The following is a 15,182-nucleotide window of genomic DNA, read 5'->3' on the forward strand; positions in this document are numbered from 1 at the left end:
GTGCTAAAAGAAAGAATAAGTAAGAATAAGTAGTTATTATTAAAATATAAAAATAAGAATCTGTCTCATGGTTATAGTTAAAAATAAAATTTGATAATACTAAAAACGTAGGTAGAAAGTATGAAGACACAGGAATGAGATTGCTTGGATTGTTTCGTTATTGGAGTATTATAGAATATTTCTATCCATATAAAAATCTCATGGATGAAGATTGGAATCAAGTACTTTATGACAAGATTCCTGAGTTAGCACTTCAAAAAGATAAGGAATCATATGTATTATCTATTGCAAATCTTACCATATATATTCATGACTCTCATGGTTTTTTTATGATAACTTTAAGGTGCTACAACAACACTTTGGAACATACAAAACAAAATCATCAATACTTAATATAGATGGTAAGATTGTCATTGCTGGCATGGAAGATAAGGCCCCTTTAAAGCTAGGAGATATTGTGGTAGCTATTGATGGAACTACTATAGAAAAGAGAATAGAGGAGTGCAACAAATATATATTAGTATCAGATAAAAATTGTTTTACAAATGCTTTTGAAGATTACCTTTTGTGTTCCACAAAGGAAATAACTGAAATATAGGTAATCACGAAACCAGAGAGTAAATAGCAATAATGCAAAATAACTAAGGAAAGGTGAAATAACATCATGGTAAATAAAGAGATATACCAGAAATTACAAAACTATATAGATCGTACTTTAGATTGCATAAAATCGGATTATGAAAAAAATGAAATTAAATATATATACTATGCAGACATATTACATTTATCAACTATTGCATATAAAACATATGAAGATAAGGAAAAATGGGAAGAAATAGGATATGAGATGTGCTGTAAGATAAAATATTATATTGAAAATTATCATGTGCATAAGAATAATGTTTCTATTTTAGCGGGATTTGGATATATGTGTTATGCTGTGGAATTATACTCCCAGAATACAGGAAGGTTAAAAGGATTTTCAAAAAGTATGCACACTCTTTTAATGAAAGAAACAAAATTCAGAGCGGAAAGCTTTCAAAAAAATTATGAACATACTGAAATGGGTAATTATGATTGTGTATCAGGCATTTCAGGAGTGTTATATTATTTGCTTGATTATAGAGGTGATGATGAACTATATGAAGAAACAATAGAAGAGGCTATAGAATATTTAGTGAAGTTAACAAGTACACATAACTATAAGAATGAGATGATTTACAATTTTCATATTCAATCTCAACAGCAATTTAATGATGAAGAGAAAGTCTTATATCCAAATGGAAATTTTAATTTTGGTATGGCACATGGTATGATTGCACCTTTAGTAGCGTTATCGAAAGCATATAGCTATGGTTATAAAAATAAAGATTTGGAAATTGCTATAAATACTATATTAAAATTTTATAATGATTTTAGAGTTATTAAAAACGGAATTTCATATTGGCCGGGACAATTGTCTTTTGAAGAATATAAAAATAACAAGGTTGAAGAAGATAATATCCATTATGCTTGTAGTTGGTGTTATGGCAATATTGGCATATTACGTGGATTAATGTTAACAGCACAGAATATGGGATTAAAAGATTTAAGTGAGTTTTATAAAAGTGAACTAATAAAAGCATTAGAACTTCCACTAGAACAATTTTATGTAGTAAGTCCGGCTCTTTGTCATGGGTATAGTAGTGTATTAGCAGCTAAGATTTGTTTGATGAATGAGAGTAGTGGGCAGAGCATGGAGTATGGGATTGATAAGATTATTGATAAGATTATTTCATTAAGTGATTATAATACGGATCAAGTTCACAAAGATATGTCTTTGATAGAGAATGAAGATGGAAGATTAGAAGGTTATATAGGTGAGTATTCTTTACTAAGTGGAGTTACAGGTAGTATACTTGTCTTTTTAGATCTGTTATATGGCGTAAATGATTATAAAAAAATACTGATGCTAATTTAAAATTTGTGGAGATGTTAATGAAAAAGAAATTTAATATTAATTACATAAAAACTTTAACTAAGATAACTAGGATTATTTATGATGTGGATAAACGATATATTTATAGTGTAATGAGCATAGTTATTGTCACTAGTTTGATTCCAGCGGCCTCATTAAAAATAATGCAGGAAATTATAAATATGATACAAACCAGTATACAAGATCTGAAAGAAATTTTTATATTGATTATTGCATATTTGAGTTTGGGTTTATTTGAAACCATAATACAAACGGTTTGGGGATATTATAAATCTAAGTTTGCTTTTAATTTTAATCTGATTATAAAGAGAGAGATTTTACAAAAAGCTTCAAGGTTACAGCTTCAAGATTTTGAAAAAAGTGAGCTTTACAATATGATTCAAAGAGCTGAACAACAGGGTGAGGGGGGATTACTTTCTTATTTTGATAAAGCTTTAAATGTTATAGGTATGTTGATTACTAGCATTTCTTATTTTATAATTGTTTTAAGTTTTAAAAGTTGGATTGTGCCATTGCTTATTATCATTCCAATAATAAGATTTATGATAAGTAATAAGATTAATAAAGAAGAATTTAATATGGTAAAAAAACGCACAGATGATGAAAGGAAAGCGTGGTATTATAGTTATATTATTACTTGTGGAATTAATTACAAGGAATTAAAACTTTATGATTTATTTTCACATTTTATAGAAAAGTTTAATAAATTGACACAAAAATTCATTAAACAAGATTTAGGGATTTTACAAAAAAGATTGAAATATTTAATCATTTTTAATATATTTGAACAATTGTTGATAGGAGGACTTTTCTCATATACCATATACTGCGGGTATATCGGAGTAATTTTAATTGGAGATGTGATAACTTATACGAGAGCAATGATTTCAGCTAAGAGTGAAATTCAAAGTGTAATTATGTCTTTTTCAGAGCTAAATAAATCTAGCATGTTTATTGAACAGCTGTTTGATTTTATGGAACTAGAAGAAAAAAATATAAGTGGAACTATTAAAATTGATCATATCGAGTCCATAACTATAAGCCACTTATCGTATAAATACCATGAAAGTGATAGATATGCTTTAATTGATGTGAATTTAAGCATAAAAAGAGGTGATTTTATTGCAATTGTTGGGCGCAATGGAAGTGGAAAAAGCACTCTTATGAAGATACTCATGGGATATTATGATGAATATGAAGGAGAAATTTTTATTAATAATATTAATCTTAGAGATATAGAAAAAGATAGTTACTTGAAAAACATTGGGGCCCTTTTTCAGGATTTTACTAAATATGAAGGAACTATAAGGGAAAATGTTTCTTATAGTAACTTAAACATGATAAATGAAGATGAAAAAATTTATGATGTATGCAGGCAATTTGAACTTGAAAAATTAGTTGGAGAACAGGAAAAGGGCATTGACACACAACTTGGATTTTGGTTTGAGTCTGGAAAACAGATTTCATTTGGACAATGGCAGAAGGTAGCACTTTCCAGAACTTTTATGAGGAATGCAGAGTTATATTTTTTAGATGAACCTAATGCAGCTTTAGACTCTATTTCTGAATTTGAAATGGCTCAGCTATATAAAAAGGTTTTCAAAGATAAGATTGGTTTTGTAATAACACATAAGTTCAACAATTTTATAAATAATGCTAATAAAATTATAGTTCTTAAGGATGGCAGGATTGTTGGTGATGGTAACCATGAATCTCTACTAGCAATTTCTGAAGAATATGAGCAGTTATACAATCTACAAATTTAAAAAGTAATATAGAAAATGAATACTATTCTTAAACTTCGCTCAACAAAAATATTTACTGCAAACCTTTGTATATAAAAGGTTTGCAGTAAATTAATTATATTAGATTTAATAGTTAAGCTGACTTTTCTATGAAAATCTTTCTGATAGATATTTAGAGAGTTTTGCTATAAATATATTAATAAAACTAGATTAACCTCTTTGCTTTGGATAAAATCTAATAAATTATTCAAATTCTTAGATTTATACCCTGATTTTAATATTTGTTAGTTTTTCTCTAAAATATTAGTTAAATTTGTTGGTATTGTTCAGAGATATACTGTACATTTATACAATGGAGTATTGTAACTATATTAGGTACACATTAACTTTTAGATAGTTTAACACTCCAGTGAAATCTCTTTCCCTGAAATGTTCATAATAATAAAATTTATATTTAAAACTTTAATTTTGATAAAGCATCTGCTAGTGCAGAATTTATAAGTTCATTATTTTCTTTTTGCTGCTTTCTTAAGCATCTATTTATTTCTTGTTTAGTAATCTTCTTGTTGTTTTTTGCTTTTAAACTCTGACATTTTTTCTCTATAATTACAATTTGGACATACAAATATTTGGCCTTCTTCTTGACCTCTTAACTTCGACTTTTTGTGATATTTTGGGCATATTGAATTAATTATTCTTGCTATTCCGTTTTTGTATCCACAGGTTCTGTCTTGGCATACAGGCATCTTTTCTTTTTTGTCATTTACCTCTAATAAGTATTTACCACAATCAGGACATTTTTCTCTAGTCATATTGTCATGAACATATTTTGTAGTACTTCCGAAACTGTCTTAACAAGTTCTATAGAATACTTTCTCATTTCTTCTATGAAATCTTTAAGATTTTCCTTTCCTTTGCTTATTAAATTTAATGTCTGTTCCCATTTTGCTGTAAGCTTAGTAGATTTTAAATCTTCTAGTGTTAGATCTATAAGCTGAATTCCTTTAGAAGTAGGATGTTTTTCTGAAACTTTGCTCTTCAAAATTTATAAGCATATATATGCATACTGTCTACTATGCTATATGGATCTGAGTAATAATCAAGTATTTCAGTAAGTTTTTTATGGATTAGTTCTATAACTTTAAAAAGAAATTTACGGGTATAATTAAAACGAGTTTTATTGCAAAATTTAGGAAACGACTCTCTTAGTTTTTTCAGCAAAATCCAAGCCATGATTTTTTAGAATCTATAGTCATGAGGTTACCTACAATAGCAATGGTAATTATTTTACTATCAAATATTATAGAAGTATTAATATTTTTACGGTTTTTAATTTTATTAGAAACCATTTTTGATAAATACTATAAATTATAGTAGGACTTAAAGTAAAAAAGTCTTTTAAATCTTCAATTGTTGTGGTAATATTTGTGTTACGAGACTCTAACATATATATTACCTCCATTGATTATTTGCTTATTTTTAATGAAAGGTTAACATATTATGTTGGAGTTTTTATACTTGTAAAGTTATTATATTAATTTAACTAGTACAACAGGTTAATTTAATATAATAACTTCACAGATAAAGGAGGCGTCTATGGGGAGATTTATTGGACTTAGAGTATTAAAAACTGCTATTGGAGCAACACTTGCCATTATCTTAGCTAAGGCAATAGGTTTACAATATGCTGTATCAGCAGGGGTTATTACTATTTTAACTATTCAAAATACAAAGAAAAAATCAATTACTTTAGCTTTTCAAAGATTTGAATCCACAGTAATGGCACTAGGAATAGCAGCTATCTTATTTACTGTATTTGGTTACAATGCTATATCCTTTGGAGTATTTTTACTTATTTTTATTCCATTTACGGTAAAGTTCAATTTGACAGATGGTATAGTAGTTAGTTCTGTTTTAGTAACTCATCTATTAGTTGAAGAATCTATTTCATTTTACTGGATGGAAAATGAAATATTGTTGATGGCAGTGGGTGCAGGAATTGGAATTTTATTAAATGCTTATATGCCTAAAATTGAAGGGGAGATTAAAGAAGATCAACGTTATATTGAAGAAAGTATACGTAAGATTTTATTAAATATGGCTTATACCTTGAGAAGTCACTCTGTTTATATAGATGAAGAGAAAACTTTTCAGGATTTAGAAAAACGGTTAGAAGAAGCAAATGAGCGTGCAAGACAGCATTTAGATAATTATATTATGCATGAAGTAAAATACTATGTACAATATATGGAGATGAGAATTACTCAATTTACAATATTAGAACATATGCGTAAACATATTGTAAAGTTTGAAATGACGCCAACTCAAACGGAGATTGTGGCAAGTTTTGCAGAAAAAATTGCGTTAGAGCTGCATGAATATAATAGTGCAGAAGAGTTATTAGAAGAATTTAAATTAGTTTTAGAAGCCTGCCGTATTCAAGAGTTACCAAAGACTAGAGAAGAGTTTGAGAGCAGAGCAATACTATTTCAATTTTTAAATGATTTAGAGTACCTATTAGAAGTAAAACGAGATTTTAAAAATAACTTAGATAGAGAAGAAATTGGATATTTTTGGCCAAGTGAAAAGTAGTATAGTTAAAAAAGTTATTGAAATATAAACATGATTATTTGAATATTATTAGTTTAGTTCAATTAATAATTTAGTGAAGTGAGAGGGAGATATGGATAGAAATGTTGTATTTGCAAGTTTAAAAGATATTGATGATATTACAATTATGGCCTTACAACTATGGCCTAATAATACTTATGAGGGACTCAAAGAAGAACTAACTGAAATTTTAAATAATGAAAAAGAAAGAATACTTTTATACAAGCTAGAAGATGAATTTATTGGATTTAATCATGTTGCTATAAGGCATGACTATGTAGAAGGATCAAATTCTAGTCCTGTTGGATTTATAGAAGGTATATTTGTAAAAGAAAATCATAGAGGAAAAGATATTGCTAAGATATTAGTTAGAAGTGGCGAAGAATGGGCAAAATCAAGAGGATGTACACAAATGGGGTCCGATGTTGAATTTCATAATGTAGAGAGCTATAACTTTCATAAAAAAATAGGATATACAGAAGTTAATAGAATAATATGCTTTTTAAAGAATATAGGCTAATTATTTTAGCTTTAATGATTCAATAATTAAAAAGAAGCTGTTATTTATTGAATTATAATTGTAAAATTAATTTTTTAAAAGAAAATTTTAAGATAATAATATTATTATATCAGTGATTTGAAAATATATTTATCACATAGATAATCTATAATTTAGTATACAACTGTAGTAATTTATGGCCATTTAAGGAGTGAAAAAATTATGCCAAAAGTTAAATTAACAATAAAAGAAAGTAAATGCAGATGTGGATATTATAAAAATGGTGATAGTTTTATTCTTGAAGACATATGTCCACCTATTTGCCATGAACTTTGGAATAGTATATACCCAAGCGTATACGCTCTTCTAAATGGTGCTACATTAGACTATGGTAATTATAAAGAGAAAAAATTTGAAATGAAATGTCCTGATAATGGTAGAGTTGTTATTTATGGAGAAGTAGAAGAAAGTGAATTTAAATAACAATGTGATTATATTGCTTATTAAAGGAGAAGGGGAAAATATAGAACTGCTTATATAAAGTAGTTCTTTTTGTTTTGCAGCAATAGATTATTATTGTAAAATAATGAGTAAGGATAGATTTATATTATATATAGTAAACTATGAAGAATTAAAACTTCATTAAATAAATTTATTAAGGGGGAAACATGTTTAGAAAAGTACAACAACAAAAATATATGATATTTTTAAGGTATGGATATATATTACTTTTTCTACTGTCTTTTGGTAAAGAGTATAAAAATATAGGTTCAATAGAAATTATAATTTTGCTAACTTATATTATAAATAATCAGTTAAGGTTTTTTATATTGCCTAAGGAAAATACTTTCATAGTGCCGTCACTGACAGTTGAAATATTGTTAGGTTATAAATTATATATTTTAGCTGGAAACTTTGGTGGATTAATATTTGTTTTGTCGTTAATAGATATTATTTATATGTTTAAAAAAGTGTACACACTAATATATATATTAGGAATAACAATATTGATAATTACTCAAAAGAATTCAGAACTGCTGATAAGTTGGCTTATAGCAGCTTTACCTATATTTTTATTATTAGCAAAAGTAAAAGATGAAGAAGGAAGAAAGTTAGAGGCTCAAAACTTATATGATAAGTTAAGAGAGAAAGATGAAGAACTAAAAAGAGTAAATAAAGAATTGGAAGTTTACGCTAATACTATAGAAGAAATTACTATTTTAAGAGAAAGAAATAGAATATCAAGGGAAATACATGATAATGTTGGACATGCATTATCTACAATAATAATACAGTTAGGAGCTATTGAAAAAATATGCAAAAGTGATGAAGAAACAGCTTCAAGGATGGCTAAGAATTTAGGTGATTTTACAAAAGAAAGTATGGAAAGAGTTAGAGGCGCTGTGAGGGCTATGAAGCCTAGAGAATTTGAGGAGTATGAAGGTGTAATAGCTATATCAGAAATGATAAAAAACTTTCAGAAGCTTACAGGGGTAGAGGTGAAATTAAGAGTATCAGATAGTATTTGGAAATTAAACTCAGATCAGACCATGGTTATATATAGAATAATTCAAGAATTTTTATCTAATGCTGTGAGACATGGTAAGTCAACAGAGGTAAAAATATTCTTAAATTTTTTAGAAACTCGTTTAAGAATCCATTTAAAAGATAATGGAGTAGGATGTTCTAAGGTTATACCAGGAATGGGACTTCAAAGCATAAAAGAAAGAGTTGCAACTTGGGGAGGAAATATAGAGTATTTTACTAAAGAAGGGCAAGGCTTTGAGCTTGTAGTAGCAATGGATAAGGTGAAGCTAAGTTTAGATGGAGTATAATTTTTATTATAGGAGAGCGAAATAAATGGATAAAATAAAAATAATAATAGTTGATGATGAAAAATTAATTAGAGAAGGGTTAAAAATAATACTTTCCACCTATGAAGATATTCAAGTCTTGTCCATATGTGAAAATGGAAGAGTTGCCTTTGAATTCTGCAGAGAAAATACTGTTGACGTGGTTTTGATGGATATAAGGATGGAAGAATGTGACGGGGTGCTTGGAACAAAGCTAATTAAGGAAACTACACCTAATACGAAAGTTTTAGTTTTAACTACCTTTAAAGATGGAGAGTATATTGAGGAGGCTCTTAAAAATGGTGCTTCAGGATATCTTCTTAAAGATAGTTCTTATGATTTAATATATGGCGGAATTAAAGCAGTTCATGGAGGTAATGTAGTAGTTCATCCAGAGATTATTGCAAAGTTTATGGTAAAGGAAGAAACACAATGTGAACAGTTAAAGACAGAAAATATAGAAAAAGAAACAGGATTAACGGAAAGAGAGTTAACTATAATTAAGGAAATAGCTAAAGGATTATCAAATAAAGAAATAGGAGAAAAAATGTTTTTAACTGAAGGGACTATAAAAAACAATATAACTACCATACTTTCGAAGCTTTCCCTCAGAGATAGAACTCAGATAGCTATATTTGCTTTTAAAAATAACTTGGCTCAGTAATATTATAATCTGATAGTTTTTAGTTTGACATTCAAATTTAAAATAATTGGCAATAAAAATAAATATTAAATTAAGAATTGAAACATTTTAGAAAGTACTTAGGTCTAAAGAGGTTGATTATAATCAGCCTCTTTTGCTTTTAGCACTATATTAAATGACTTAAGTCATTTAATATGATTACCTAGGCTAATAGGTAGAATGACAAAATTAATTTATAATTGACTTATAAGGTTAATGGAGGTAATTAGTATGAAGTTTATAGAAATTAAAAACTTAACAAAAAGATTTAATGATAAACTTGTTATAGACAATGTTTCTTTAGGAATAGAAAAGGGTGAAATTTTTGGATTACTTGGGCCTAATGGAGCTGGTAAATCTACCTTAATTAATTTGATGGTTGGACTCTTAAAAATAGATAGAGGAGAAGTAGTTATAGGGGGATACAATATATCAAAGGAACCTTTAAAGGCAAAGGAGAAAATAGGACTAGTTCCGCAAGAAATAGCTCTTTTGAAAACCTAAATGCTAAAGAAAATTTAGAATATTGGGGAGGCCTTTATGGACTAAGAGGAGCTACGTTAAGAGAGAGAATAAATGAAGCTTTAGAAATAGCAGTTTTACAGGAACATATAAAAAAGCCTGTAAAAAAATATTCTGGAGGAATGAAAAGAAGACTTAATATAGCTGCAGCTATGATGCATCATCCAGAGGTTTTGATTATGGATGAGCCTACAGTAGGAGTAGATCCTCAATCAAGAAATCATATTTTTGAAGTGGTTAAGAAAATGAATAAAGAATATAATTCAACAATAATATACACTTCCCATTATATGGAGGAGATAGAAACACTCTGTGACAATATATTTATTCTTGATTTAGGAAAAGAAGTTGCTTATGGGAGTAAAGAAGAATTAAAAAGAATGGTTAAAAGTGATAAGGTAATAAAAATAAAAGCTCAAGGAGAGTTAGAAGAACTTATGTTTGATATAAAGAAGCTTTCTACCATAAGAGGAGTAGAAATAAAAGGGGAAGAGCTTAAAATAATAGCCAATGAAAAGATAACCCTTAATGAATTATTTAATGAAATTTCAAAACATAAAGTAGAAGTCAAAAATATAGGTATAGAAGAACCAACTTTAGAAGAAGTCTTCTTAACTTTAACTGGTAAAAAATTAAGAGATAAGGAGGAATAAAAATGCAAATATTTCCTCAGATTAAAAAGAACTTAATATCATTTTTAAGAGAAGGTAAAATTACAATTATTTGTTTTTTGATTTTTCCAATGATAATGGCTTATATATACGGCGCAATGCAAGAGGATATGTTTCAAGGAAAAAGTCATTTTGAACCAATAAAGGTTATTTTTGATTATGATAAATCTTCAAAAGAAGGAAAAGTTTTAACAACAATACTAAAGGACAAAGAAACGAAAAGCTTTATAACTGTTGTAGCAGATGAAGAACCCCAATGTAAAGTAATCATAAGTGATGATTTTAAAACCATAGACATTAAAAAATTAAAGGGATCAGATGCTCAAGTAGACATGGTGAAGGGATTTATGGAAATCTTTAATGAAAATATAAATCAATATAATGTAGTAGTAGATAATGTAAATAAATTAAATTTAACCTCTGTAGAAAAAGGGGAATTAATAAATAAGCTACTATTTAAATTACAAGAAAATAATAAAAAACCGTTAATAAAAGAACAGTTGGTAGAGGGCTATAAAAGTTTAGGAGCTAGAGAGTATTATACAATTTCAATGTTTAGTTTTACATCAATAATGCTTGTTATAGTTCTAATAAAAGAGTTTTATAAAGAGAAGAAACAAGGAGTAGTTAGAAGAAGTTTTTCTACGCCAAATAGTGAGATAAGTTATCTTTTGGGATATTTAAGTTCTTGTTTTATCTTAACATTAGTTATAAATTTTATTTATATAGTTGCAAATATAATATTAGGAATAGCGTTCTTAGGTAATTTTATAGGGAATATTATAATTATAATACTTCAAAGCTTACTTCAAACAGCTGTAGTAGGAATGATAATTTCTTTTATAAAAAGTGAGAAAATAGCAAATTCTATTATGAATATCATTGTATTCATACCAGCTGTAATTGGTGGAGTATTTTTTTACTCTGATTTAATAGAGATTAAGATTTTAAAGTTTCTTTCAGATATTTCACCAAACTCATTGATATTAAATTCATATAAAAATTTATCTATAGCTCAAGAAATTTATGGAGCTAAAAATCAGATAATAATTATGATGATGTTATCGTTAATACTTTTAATTGTAAGTTTTATTAGAGTTAAAGTTAGTTGGGAGGAGCAATGATGAAATTCTTAATTGTTTTAAACAGTAATTTAAAAAGAATCACTAAAAGTAAAAAAATTGTTATTGCAAACTTTCTATTGCCAGCTATAGTTATTTTAACTCTTGGATTTATATTTAATAGAATTAATACGGAGAAAGAATATGCAATTATAAATAATGATAAAGGTGCTTATGGAGAAGAGTTCATAAAGGAAATTCAAAAAAATAGTAAAGTTAAAATTTATAAAAAAGATGAAGGAATAGAAAGAGTTAAGAAGAAAAGAATGTCTTTATGTTATGAGATTCCAGAAGGGTTTTCAGAGCTAATATCTAAAGGCGAAAAACCTCAAATTATTTCACATAAAATAGAAGAAGGTGCAGAGTCAGGCAACTTTCAGTTTAGTGCAAATTCTTTAATAAATAAGATGATTTTGAGAAGTGAACTTAAAAATAATGGGAAAGACATTTCATTAGAAGCTCTAAATTACGAAAAAAATAATATAAATGTAATAGGCAAAGATAAAAAAGTAATGGGTGATATAATAACTTTGAATATGATTATAAGCTTTGTTTTATTTAGTTCTATAGGAATTTCTATGGAGTTATTTGAACTTAAAAGACAAAATATCTTAAAAAGAAGTTTTACTACATCAAATAAGCCTAGGACTATAATTGGAGGAGTTCTAGCAGCATTATTTTTAATATCTTCACTAGGATATAGCGGAATATTTTTATTAAATTTATTTATAAATTCAAACAGCTACCTAAATAAAGCACCTATTATAATATTAAATATAGTGTTTTTAGTATTACTTGCACTTAGCTTAGGAGTATTTATTACAAGGATAATTAAAAACGAAAATCTTATATCTATAGTGTTACAAATAATAATATCTTTTACATGCTTTGTTGGAGGAAGTTTTATGCCTATAGACCTTTTACCTAAAGGTATAAGAGTATTTTCAAAATTTACTCCACAATATTGGGCACTACAATCGATTGACACGGGAAATGTTTCGTTATCATTTATAGTAGTATTGTTTGCATTAGCTTTATTTACCGCAGGAACTTTTAAGACAAAAAACTTTATAGATTAAAAAATATAACCTAATAGAACTATCCTATTAGGTTATATTTTTTAATATTTATAAATACATATATATTTATAAAAGTTATTATTTTATAGTTTTTATTATCTTAGCAGGATTGCCTCCAACAACTACATTGTTAGGTATGTCTTTTACTATAACAGAGCCAGAAGCAATAACTACGTTATCACCTATAGTTACACCAGGGTTTATAGTAGAATTGCCACCTATCCAAACGTTGTCTCCTATGGTTACTGGTTTTCCAAACTCAGTTTTAAGTCTTTCTATAGGATCAAGTGGGTGATAGGCTGTATATATATGTACACCAGGAGCTATAAAGCAATTACATCCTATACGTATTTCACAAACATCTAATATAACACAGTTAAAGTTAGCATAGAAATTTTCTCCTACATGTATGTTATATCCATAATCACAACGAAAAGTGGGTTCTATATAAAGAGATTCTCCTGTAGATCCAAAGAGTTCTTTTAATATAGAAATACGCTTATCTATTTCATCTTCAGAGGAATTATTAAAAAGCCTAGTTAATTTTCGAGCTCTCATTCTCTCTTTTACTAATTCAGGATCATTTGCTATATAAGGATGACCCTTGATCATTTTTTCTTTTTCTGTCATAAAATATCTCCTTTAATCGTAGTTTTTTAAGTATTTATATATGATTATTGTATGTTAGTATTTAAAAGATTATAATAATATAATTAGATTTTAGAATAAAATAAGTAAATTATAAAAATATATTAAAAATCATAATTTTAATAAACCCTATGAAAGACAACAGCTCTCATAGGGTTTTATTATTTTTGAAAAATATTTAGTATAAAAGTTATTATCAATGCAATTAATAACGAAGGTAAGATTAGAATGATAAAATAATCTAAAAGTTTATTATGACTAATCATCCAAGATATATAACTACACCATGCTTCATATAAATTCTCTGTACAAGCATTAAAGGGAATTAGATATGTTTTCACTGCTTTTATTCTCATTAGAGTAGTTACTATGAAGGATGTGATAAAAATTGTAATATTTCGCTTGGAAAATACATAGCCCCTCATATTGAATACCCCCTTAATTAATTTAGAGATTATCTAGAGGATATAATGTATAGAATTAAAAGTCAACAGATTATAAAACTTATTTTTTGAAAATTAAAAATATTATTATGAGCTTCATTAGTTGCAATAAAAACATTAGAATAAATATTTAATTATTGTTAAAAGAGATATATTGCAATGAAAAAAATTTATTATTTAGTTTTCTATTCGAATAGCTCATTTACAATTGGAATAATATTAATTAGTGGTTCTTCGTAAGGATGAATATCTTTAATAGTTTTGATGGCATCCTTTATATATTCTCTTTTGCACCTTACCTCAAGCTTACATTCTTCGCCTTCACATATTTTATCTACTTCACCATTGAAAGGATTTGAACCTTTTAAAGGCCTCCAATATCCTGTAACATCAGTTATAGAAATACAATTATCGTAGTTTCCAACTCTACAAGCATTTACATTATTAAGTCCATTTCTCAATTCTAATATGTATTCTCTTGGAACATATATTTCAAGTTTGAATTCATTAAACTCCATAATTAAACTCACTACTTTCTTATTATAATTATTAAATATTATCTGATAGCCTATATATAAAAATAGTATCATAATGGTAAATTAAGCACAATATTAGTCAATTTCATTATAAATGATATTTAATATTATAGAATTCATAGATTTTATATGGAACGTAATTTGTATAATGAGTTAAAGTAAATGAAATAGAATTAAAGAGCTTTAGGAGAAGTGAAAAATTATTTTTTTAATATTAAAATTATATTGACAAATTGAATATTTAGTAGTAAAATCTTATTAAATTCTATGAAGGAAAGAGTAGGTATTGGGTTAGTATCTAAAGCGAATGAGGGATGGTGGAAGCCTCATGAGAAAAACAATGCTGAATGACATTCCAGAGAAGTTTATCTGAACGCTATTTTAGTTAATAGGATAAAACGTATTCCTACGTTACAGGATTAGAGATAACTTTAATTTTTAATTGAGGTTAAGCAGGATGGTACCGTGAAGTTTACACTCTCACTCATGCACAATGAGTGAGAGTTTTTTAATTTTCATAATGTGCTGCTTAAAATTTAATTATATATTAAGGTTAATTAGGGTGGTACCGCGAATTTTTCGTCCCTTGAGATTTATCTCAAGGGATTTTAATTTTTATTAGAAAAGAAAGCTTTCATCAAGTAAACTAATATATCAAAATTAAAAATAAATAATTGTAAATTAGATTAATTATAAAAACTAGTTTTTTAAATAGACTCTATAAGTATCAATAATTATGGACATTTATGATAAATTATTGATTTCTCAAGGTAAATTAAATTTCTTTAACTTAGT

General features: G+C 27.1%; 17 protein-coding genes, 1 pseudogene and 1 other annotated feature. Of the genes and pseudogenes, 12 read left to right on the top strand and 6 right to left on the bottom strand.

The genetic code is table 11. From position 1 onward, the window contains the following. Positions 1-134 precede the first annotated feature (134 nt). From B3603_RS11760 to B3603_RS11775, 4 genes are all read left to right on the top strand, one after another. Entirely contained in the window at positions 135-398 is a 264-nt protein-coding gene (locus tag B3603_RS11760) for a hypothetical protein (protein ID WP_291564974.1), read from the top strand. Between the two features lie 23 nt (positions 399-421). Next, a complete protein-coding gene (locus B3603_RS11765) occupies positions 422-598 on the top strand; it encodes a hypothetical protein (RefSeq protein WP_291564978.1) in 177 nt (58 codons plus the stop codon). Between the two features lie 66 nt (positions 599-664). Beyond that, the gene (locus B3603_RS11770) at positions 665-1,960 is read left to right on the top strand and encodes a lanthionine synthetase LanC family protein (protein ID WP_291564982.1); all 1,296 of its coding nucleotides are present in this window, start codon (positions 665-667) and stop codon (positions 1,958-1,960) included. A 17-nt stretch (positions 1,961-1,977) separates the two neighbouring features. Then, positions 1,978-3,744 carry an ABC transporter ATP-binding protein gene (locus B3603_RS11775; RefSeq protein WP_291564985.1) on the top strand — a complete coding sequence of 589 codons (1,767 nt, stop codon included), beginning with the start codon at positions 1,978-1,980 and terminating at the stop codon, positions 3,742-3,744. Between the two features lie 530 nt (positions 3,745-4,274). Here B3603_RS11775 and B3603_RS11780 read toward each other — a convergent pair. The 3 genes from B3603_RS11780 to B3603_RS11790 form a co-directional block, all read right to left on the bottom strand. Beyond that, positions 4,275-4,535, bottom strand: a complete 261-nt coding sequence (locus B3603_RS11780; protein ID WP_291564988.1) for a hypothetical protein — start codon at positions 4,533-4,535, stop codon at positions 4,275-4,277. Continuing rightward, on the bottom strand, positions 4,532-4,765 hold the full coding sequence (locus B3603_RS11785; protein ID WP_291564991.1) for a hypothetical protein: 234 nt from the start codon (positions 4,763-4,765) through the stop codon (positions 4,532-4,534). The genes B3603_RS11780 and B3603_RS11785 overlap by 4 nt, the downstream gene beginning before the upstream one ends. Positions 4,766-5,023: 258 nt before the next feature. Beyond that, positions 5,024-5,170, bottom strand: coding sequence for a hypothetical protein (locus B3603_RS11790; protein WP_291564994.1), 147 nt, complete (start codon positions 5,168-5,170; stop codon positions 5,024-5,026). Positions 5,171-5,319: 149 nt separating this feature from the next. Between B3603_RS11790 and B3603_RS11795 the strand changes: the two genes are divergently transcribed. The 8 genes and pseudogenes from B3603_RS11795 to B3603_RS11830 all read left to right on the top strand — a co-directional run bounded on the left by B3603_RS11795 (position 5,320) and on the right by B3603_RS11830 (position 12,760). Continuing rightward, positions 5,320-6,315, top strand: a complete 996-nt coding sequence (locus B3603_RS11795; RefSeq protein ID WP_291564995.1) for an aromatic acid exporter family protein — start codon at positions 5,320-5,322, stop codon at positions 6,313-6,315. Positions 6,316-6,406: 91 nt separating this feature from the next. Continuing rightward, positions 6,407-6,853 (top strand): aminoglycoside 6'-N-acetyltransferase, encoded by a 447-nt coding sequence (gene aac(6'), locus B3603_RS11800; protein ID WP_291564997.1) that lies wholly within the window; start codon positions 6,407-6,409, stop codon positions 6,851-6,853. A 201-nt stretch (positions 6,854-7,054) separates the two neighbouring features. After that, a complete protein-coding gene (locus B3603_RS11805) occupies positions 7,055-7,315 on the top strand; it encodes a TIGR04076 family protein (RefSeq protein WP_291564999.1) in 261 nt (86 codons plus the stop codon). A 185-nt stretch (positions 7,316-7,500) separates the two neighbouring features. Continuing rightward, the gene (locus B3603_RS11810; protein ID WP_291565002.1) at positions 7,501-8,667 is read left to right on the top strand and encodes a sensor histidine kinase; all 1,167 of its coding nucleotides are present in this window, start codon (positions 7,501-7,503) and stop codon (positions 8,665-8,667) included. A gap of 25 nt (positions 8,668-8,692) precedes the next feature. Continuing rightward, the gene (locus B3603_RS11815; RefSeq protein ID WP_291565004.1) at positions 8,693-9,349 is read left to right on the top strand and encodes a response regulator transcription factor; all 657 of its coding nucleotides are present in this window, start codon (positions 8,693-8,695) and stop codon (positions 9,347-9,349) included. Positions 9,350-9,598: 249 nt separating this feature from the next. Then, positions 9,599-10,542, top strand: a pseudogene (locus B3603_RS11820) (ATP-binding cassette domain-containing protein). A gap of 2 nt (positions 10,543-10,544) precedes the next feature. Next, positions 10,545-11,684 carry an ABC transporter permease gene (locus B3603_RS11825; protein WP_291565006.1) on the top strand — a complete coding sequence of 380 codons (1,140 nt, stop codon included), beginning with the start codon at positions 10,545-10,547 and terminating at the stop codon, positions 11,682-11,684. Continuing rightward, positions 11,684-12,760, top strand: coding sequence for an ABC transporter permease (locus B3603_RS11830; RefSeq protein ID WP_291565009.1), 1,077 nt, complete (start codon positions 11,684-11,686; stop codon positions 12,758-12,760). Before B3603_RS11825 ends, B3603_RS11830 begins: the two co-directional genes overlap by 1 nt. Before the next feature lie 78 nt (positions 12,761-12,838). Here the strand turns inward: B3603_RS11830 and B3603_RS11835 are convergent, their stop codons facing one another. From B3603_RS11835 to cutA, 3 genes are all read right to left on the bottom strand, one after another. Then, on the bottom strand, positions 12,839-13,390 hold the full coding sequence (locus B3603_RS11835) for a sugar O-acetyltransferase (protein ID WP_291565012.1): 552 nt from the start codon (positions 13,388-13,390) through the stop codon (positions 12,839-12,841). Between the two features lie 179 nt (positions 13,391-13,569). Continuing rightward, positions 13,570-13,833 (bottom strand): hypothetical protein, encoded by a 264-nt coding sequence (locus tag B3603_RS11840; RefSeq protein ID WP_291565014.1) that lies wholly within the window; start codon positions 13,831-13,833, stop codon positions 13,570-13,572. A gap of 203 nt (positions 13,834-14,036) precedes the next feature. Further along, the gene (cutA, locus tag B3603_RS11845; RefSeq protein ID WP_291565017.1) at positions 14,037-14,369 is read right to left on the bottom strand and encodes a divalent cation tolerance protein CutA; all 333 of its coding nucleotides are present in this window, start codon (positions 14,367-14,369) and stop codon (positions 14,037-14,039) included. 276 nt (positions 14,370-14,645) lie between these two features. Then, positions 14,646-14,977, top strand: a binding site (T-box leader). Positions 14,978-15,182 lie beyond the last annotated feature (205 nt).

It is taken from the genome of Clostridium sp. UBA2485, from assembly GCF_002341865.1.
Taxonomy (GTDB): domain Bacteria; phylum Bacillota; class Clostridia; order Clostridiales; family Clostridiaceae; genus Clostridium_J.

Excerpts from the sequence above, each read along its gene's own strand:
- B3603_RS11760 (WP_291564974.1), top strand. The coding sequence starts at position 135 with ATGAGATTGCTTGGATTGTTTCGTTATTGGAGTATTATAGAATATTTC.
- B3603_RS11765 (WP_291564978.1), top strand. The coding sequence starts at position 422 with ATGGAAGATAAGGCCCCTTTAAAGCTAGGAGATATTGTGGTAGCTATT.
- B3603_RS11770 (WP_291564982.1), top strand. The coding sequence starts at position 665 with ATGGTAAATAAAGAGATATACCAGAAATTACAAAACTATATAGATCGT.
- B3603_RS11775 (WP_291564985.1), top strand. The coding sequence starts at position 1,978 with ATGAAAAAGAAATTTAATATTAATTACATAAAAACTTTAACTAAGATA.
- B3603_RS11780 (WP_291564988.1), bottom strand. The coding sequence starts at position 4,535 with ATGACTAGAGAAAAATGTCCTGATTGTGGTAAATACTTATTAGAGGTA.
- B3603_RS11790 (WP_291564994.1), bottom strand. The coding sequence starts at position 5,170 with ATGTTAGAGTCTCGTAACACAAATATTACCACAACAATTGAAGATTTA.
- B3603_RS11795 (WP_291564995.1), top strand. The coding sequence starts at position 5,320 with ATGGGGAGATTTATTGGACTTAGAGTATTAAAAACTGCTATTGGAGCA.
- B3603_RS11805 (WP_291564999.1), top strand. The coding sequence starts at position 7,055 with ATGCCAAAAGTTAAATTAACAATAAAAGAAAGTAAATGCAGATGTGGA.
- B3603_RS11810 (WP_291565002.1), top strand. The coding sequence starts at position 7,501 with ATGTTTAGAAAAGTACAACAACAAAAATATATGATATTTTTAAGGTAT.
- B3603_RS11815 (WP_291565004.1), top strand. The coding sequence starts at position 8,693 with ATGGATAAAATAAAAATAATAATAGTTGATGATGAAAAATTAATTAGA.
- B3603_RS11825 (WP_291565006.1), top strand. The coding sequence starts at position 10,545 with ATGCAAATATTTCCTCAGATTAAAAAGAACTTAATATCATTTTTAAGA.
- B3603_RS11830 (WP_291565009.1), top strand. The coding sequence starts at position 11,684 with ATGAAATTCTTAATTGTTTTAAACAGTAATTTAAAAAGAATCACTAAA.
- B3603_RS11835 (WP_291565012.1), bottom strand. The coding sequence starts at position 13,390 with ATGACAGAAAAAGAAAAAATGATCAAGGGTCATCCTTATATAGCAAAT.
- B3603_RS11840 (WP_291565014.1), bottom strand. The coding sequence starts at position 13,833 with ATGAGGGGCTATGTATTTTCCAAGCGAAATATTACAATTTTTATCACA.
- cutA (WP_291565017.1), bottom strand. The coding sequence starts at position 14,369 with ATGGAGTTTAATGAATTCAAACTTGAAATATATGTTCCAAGAGAATAC.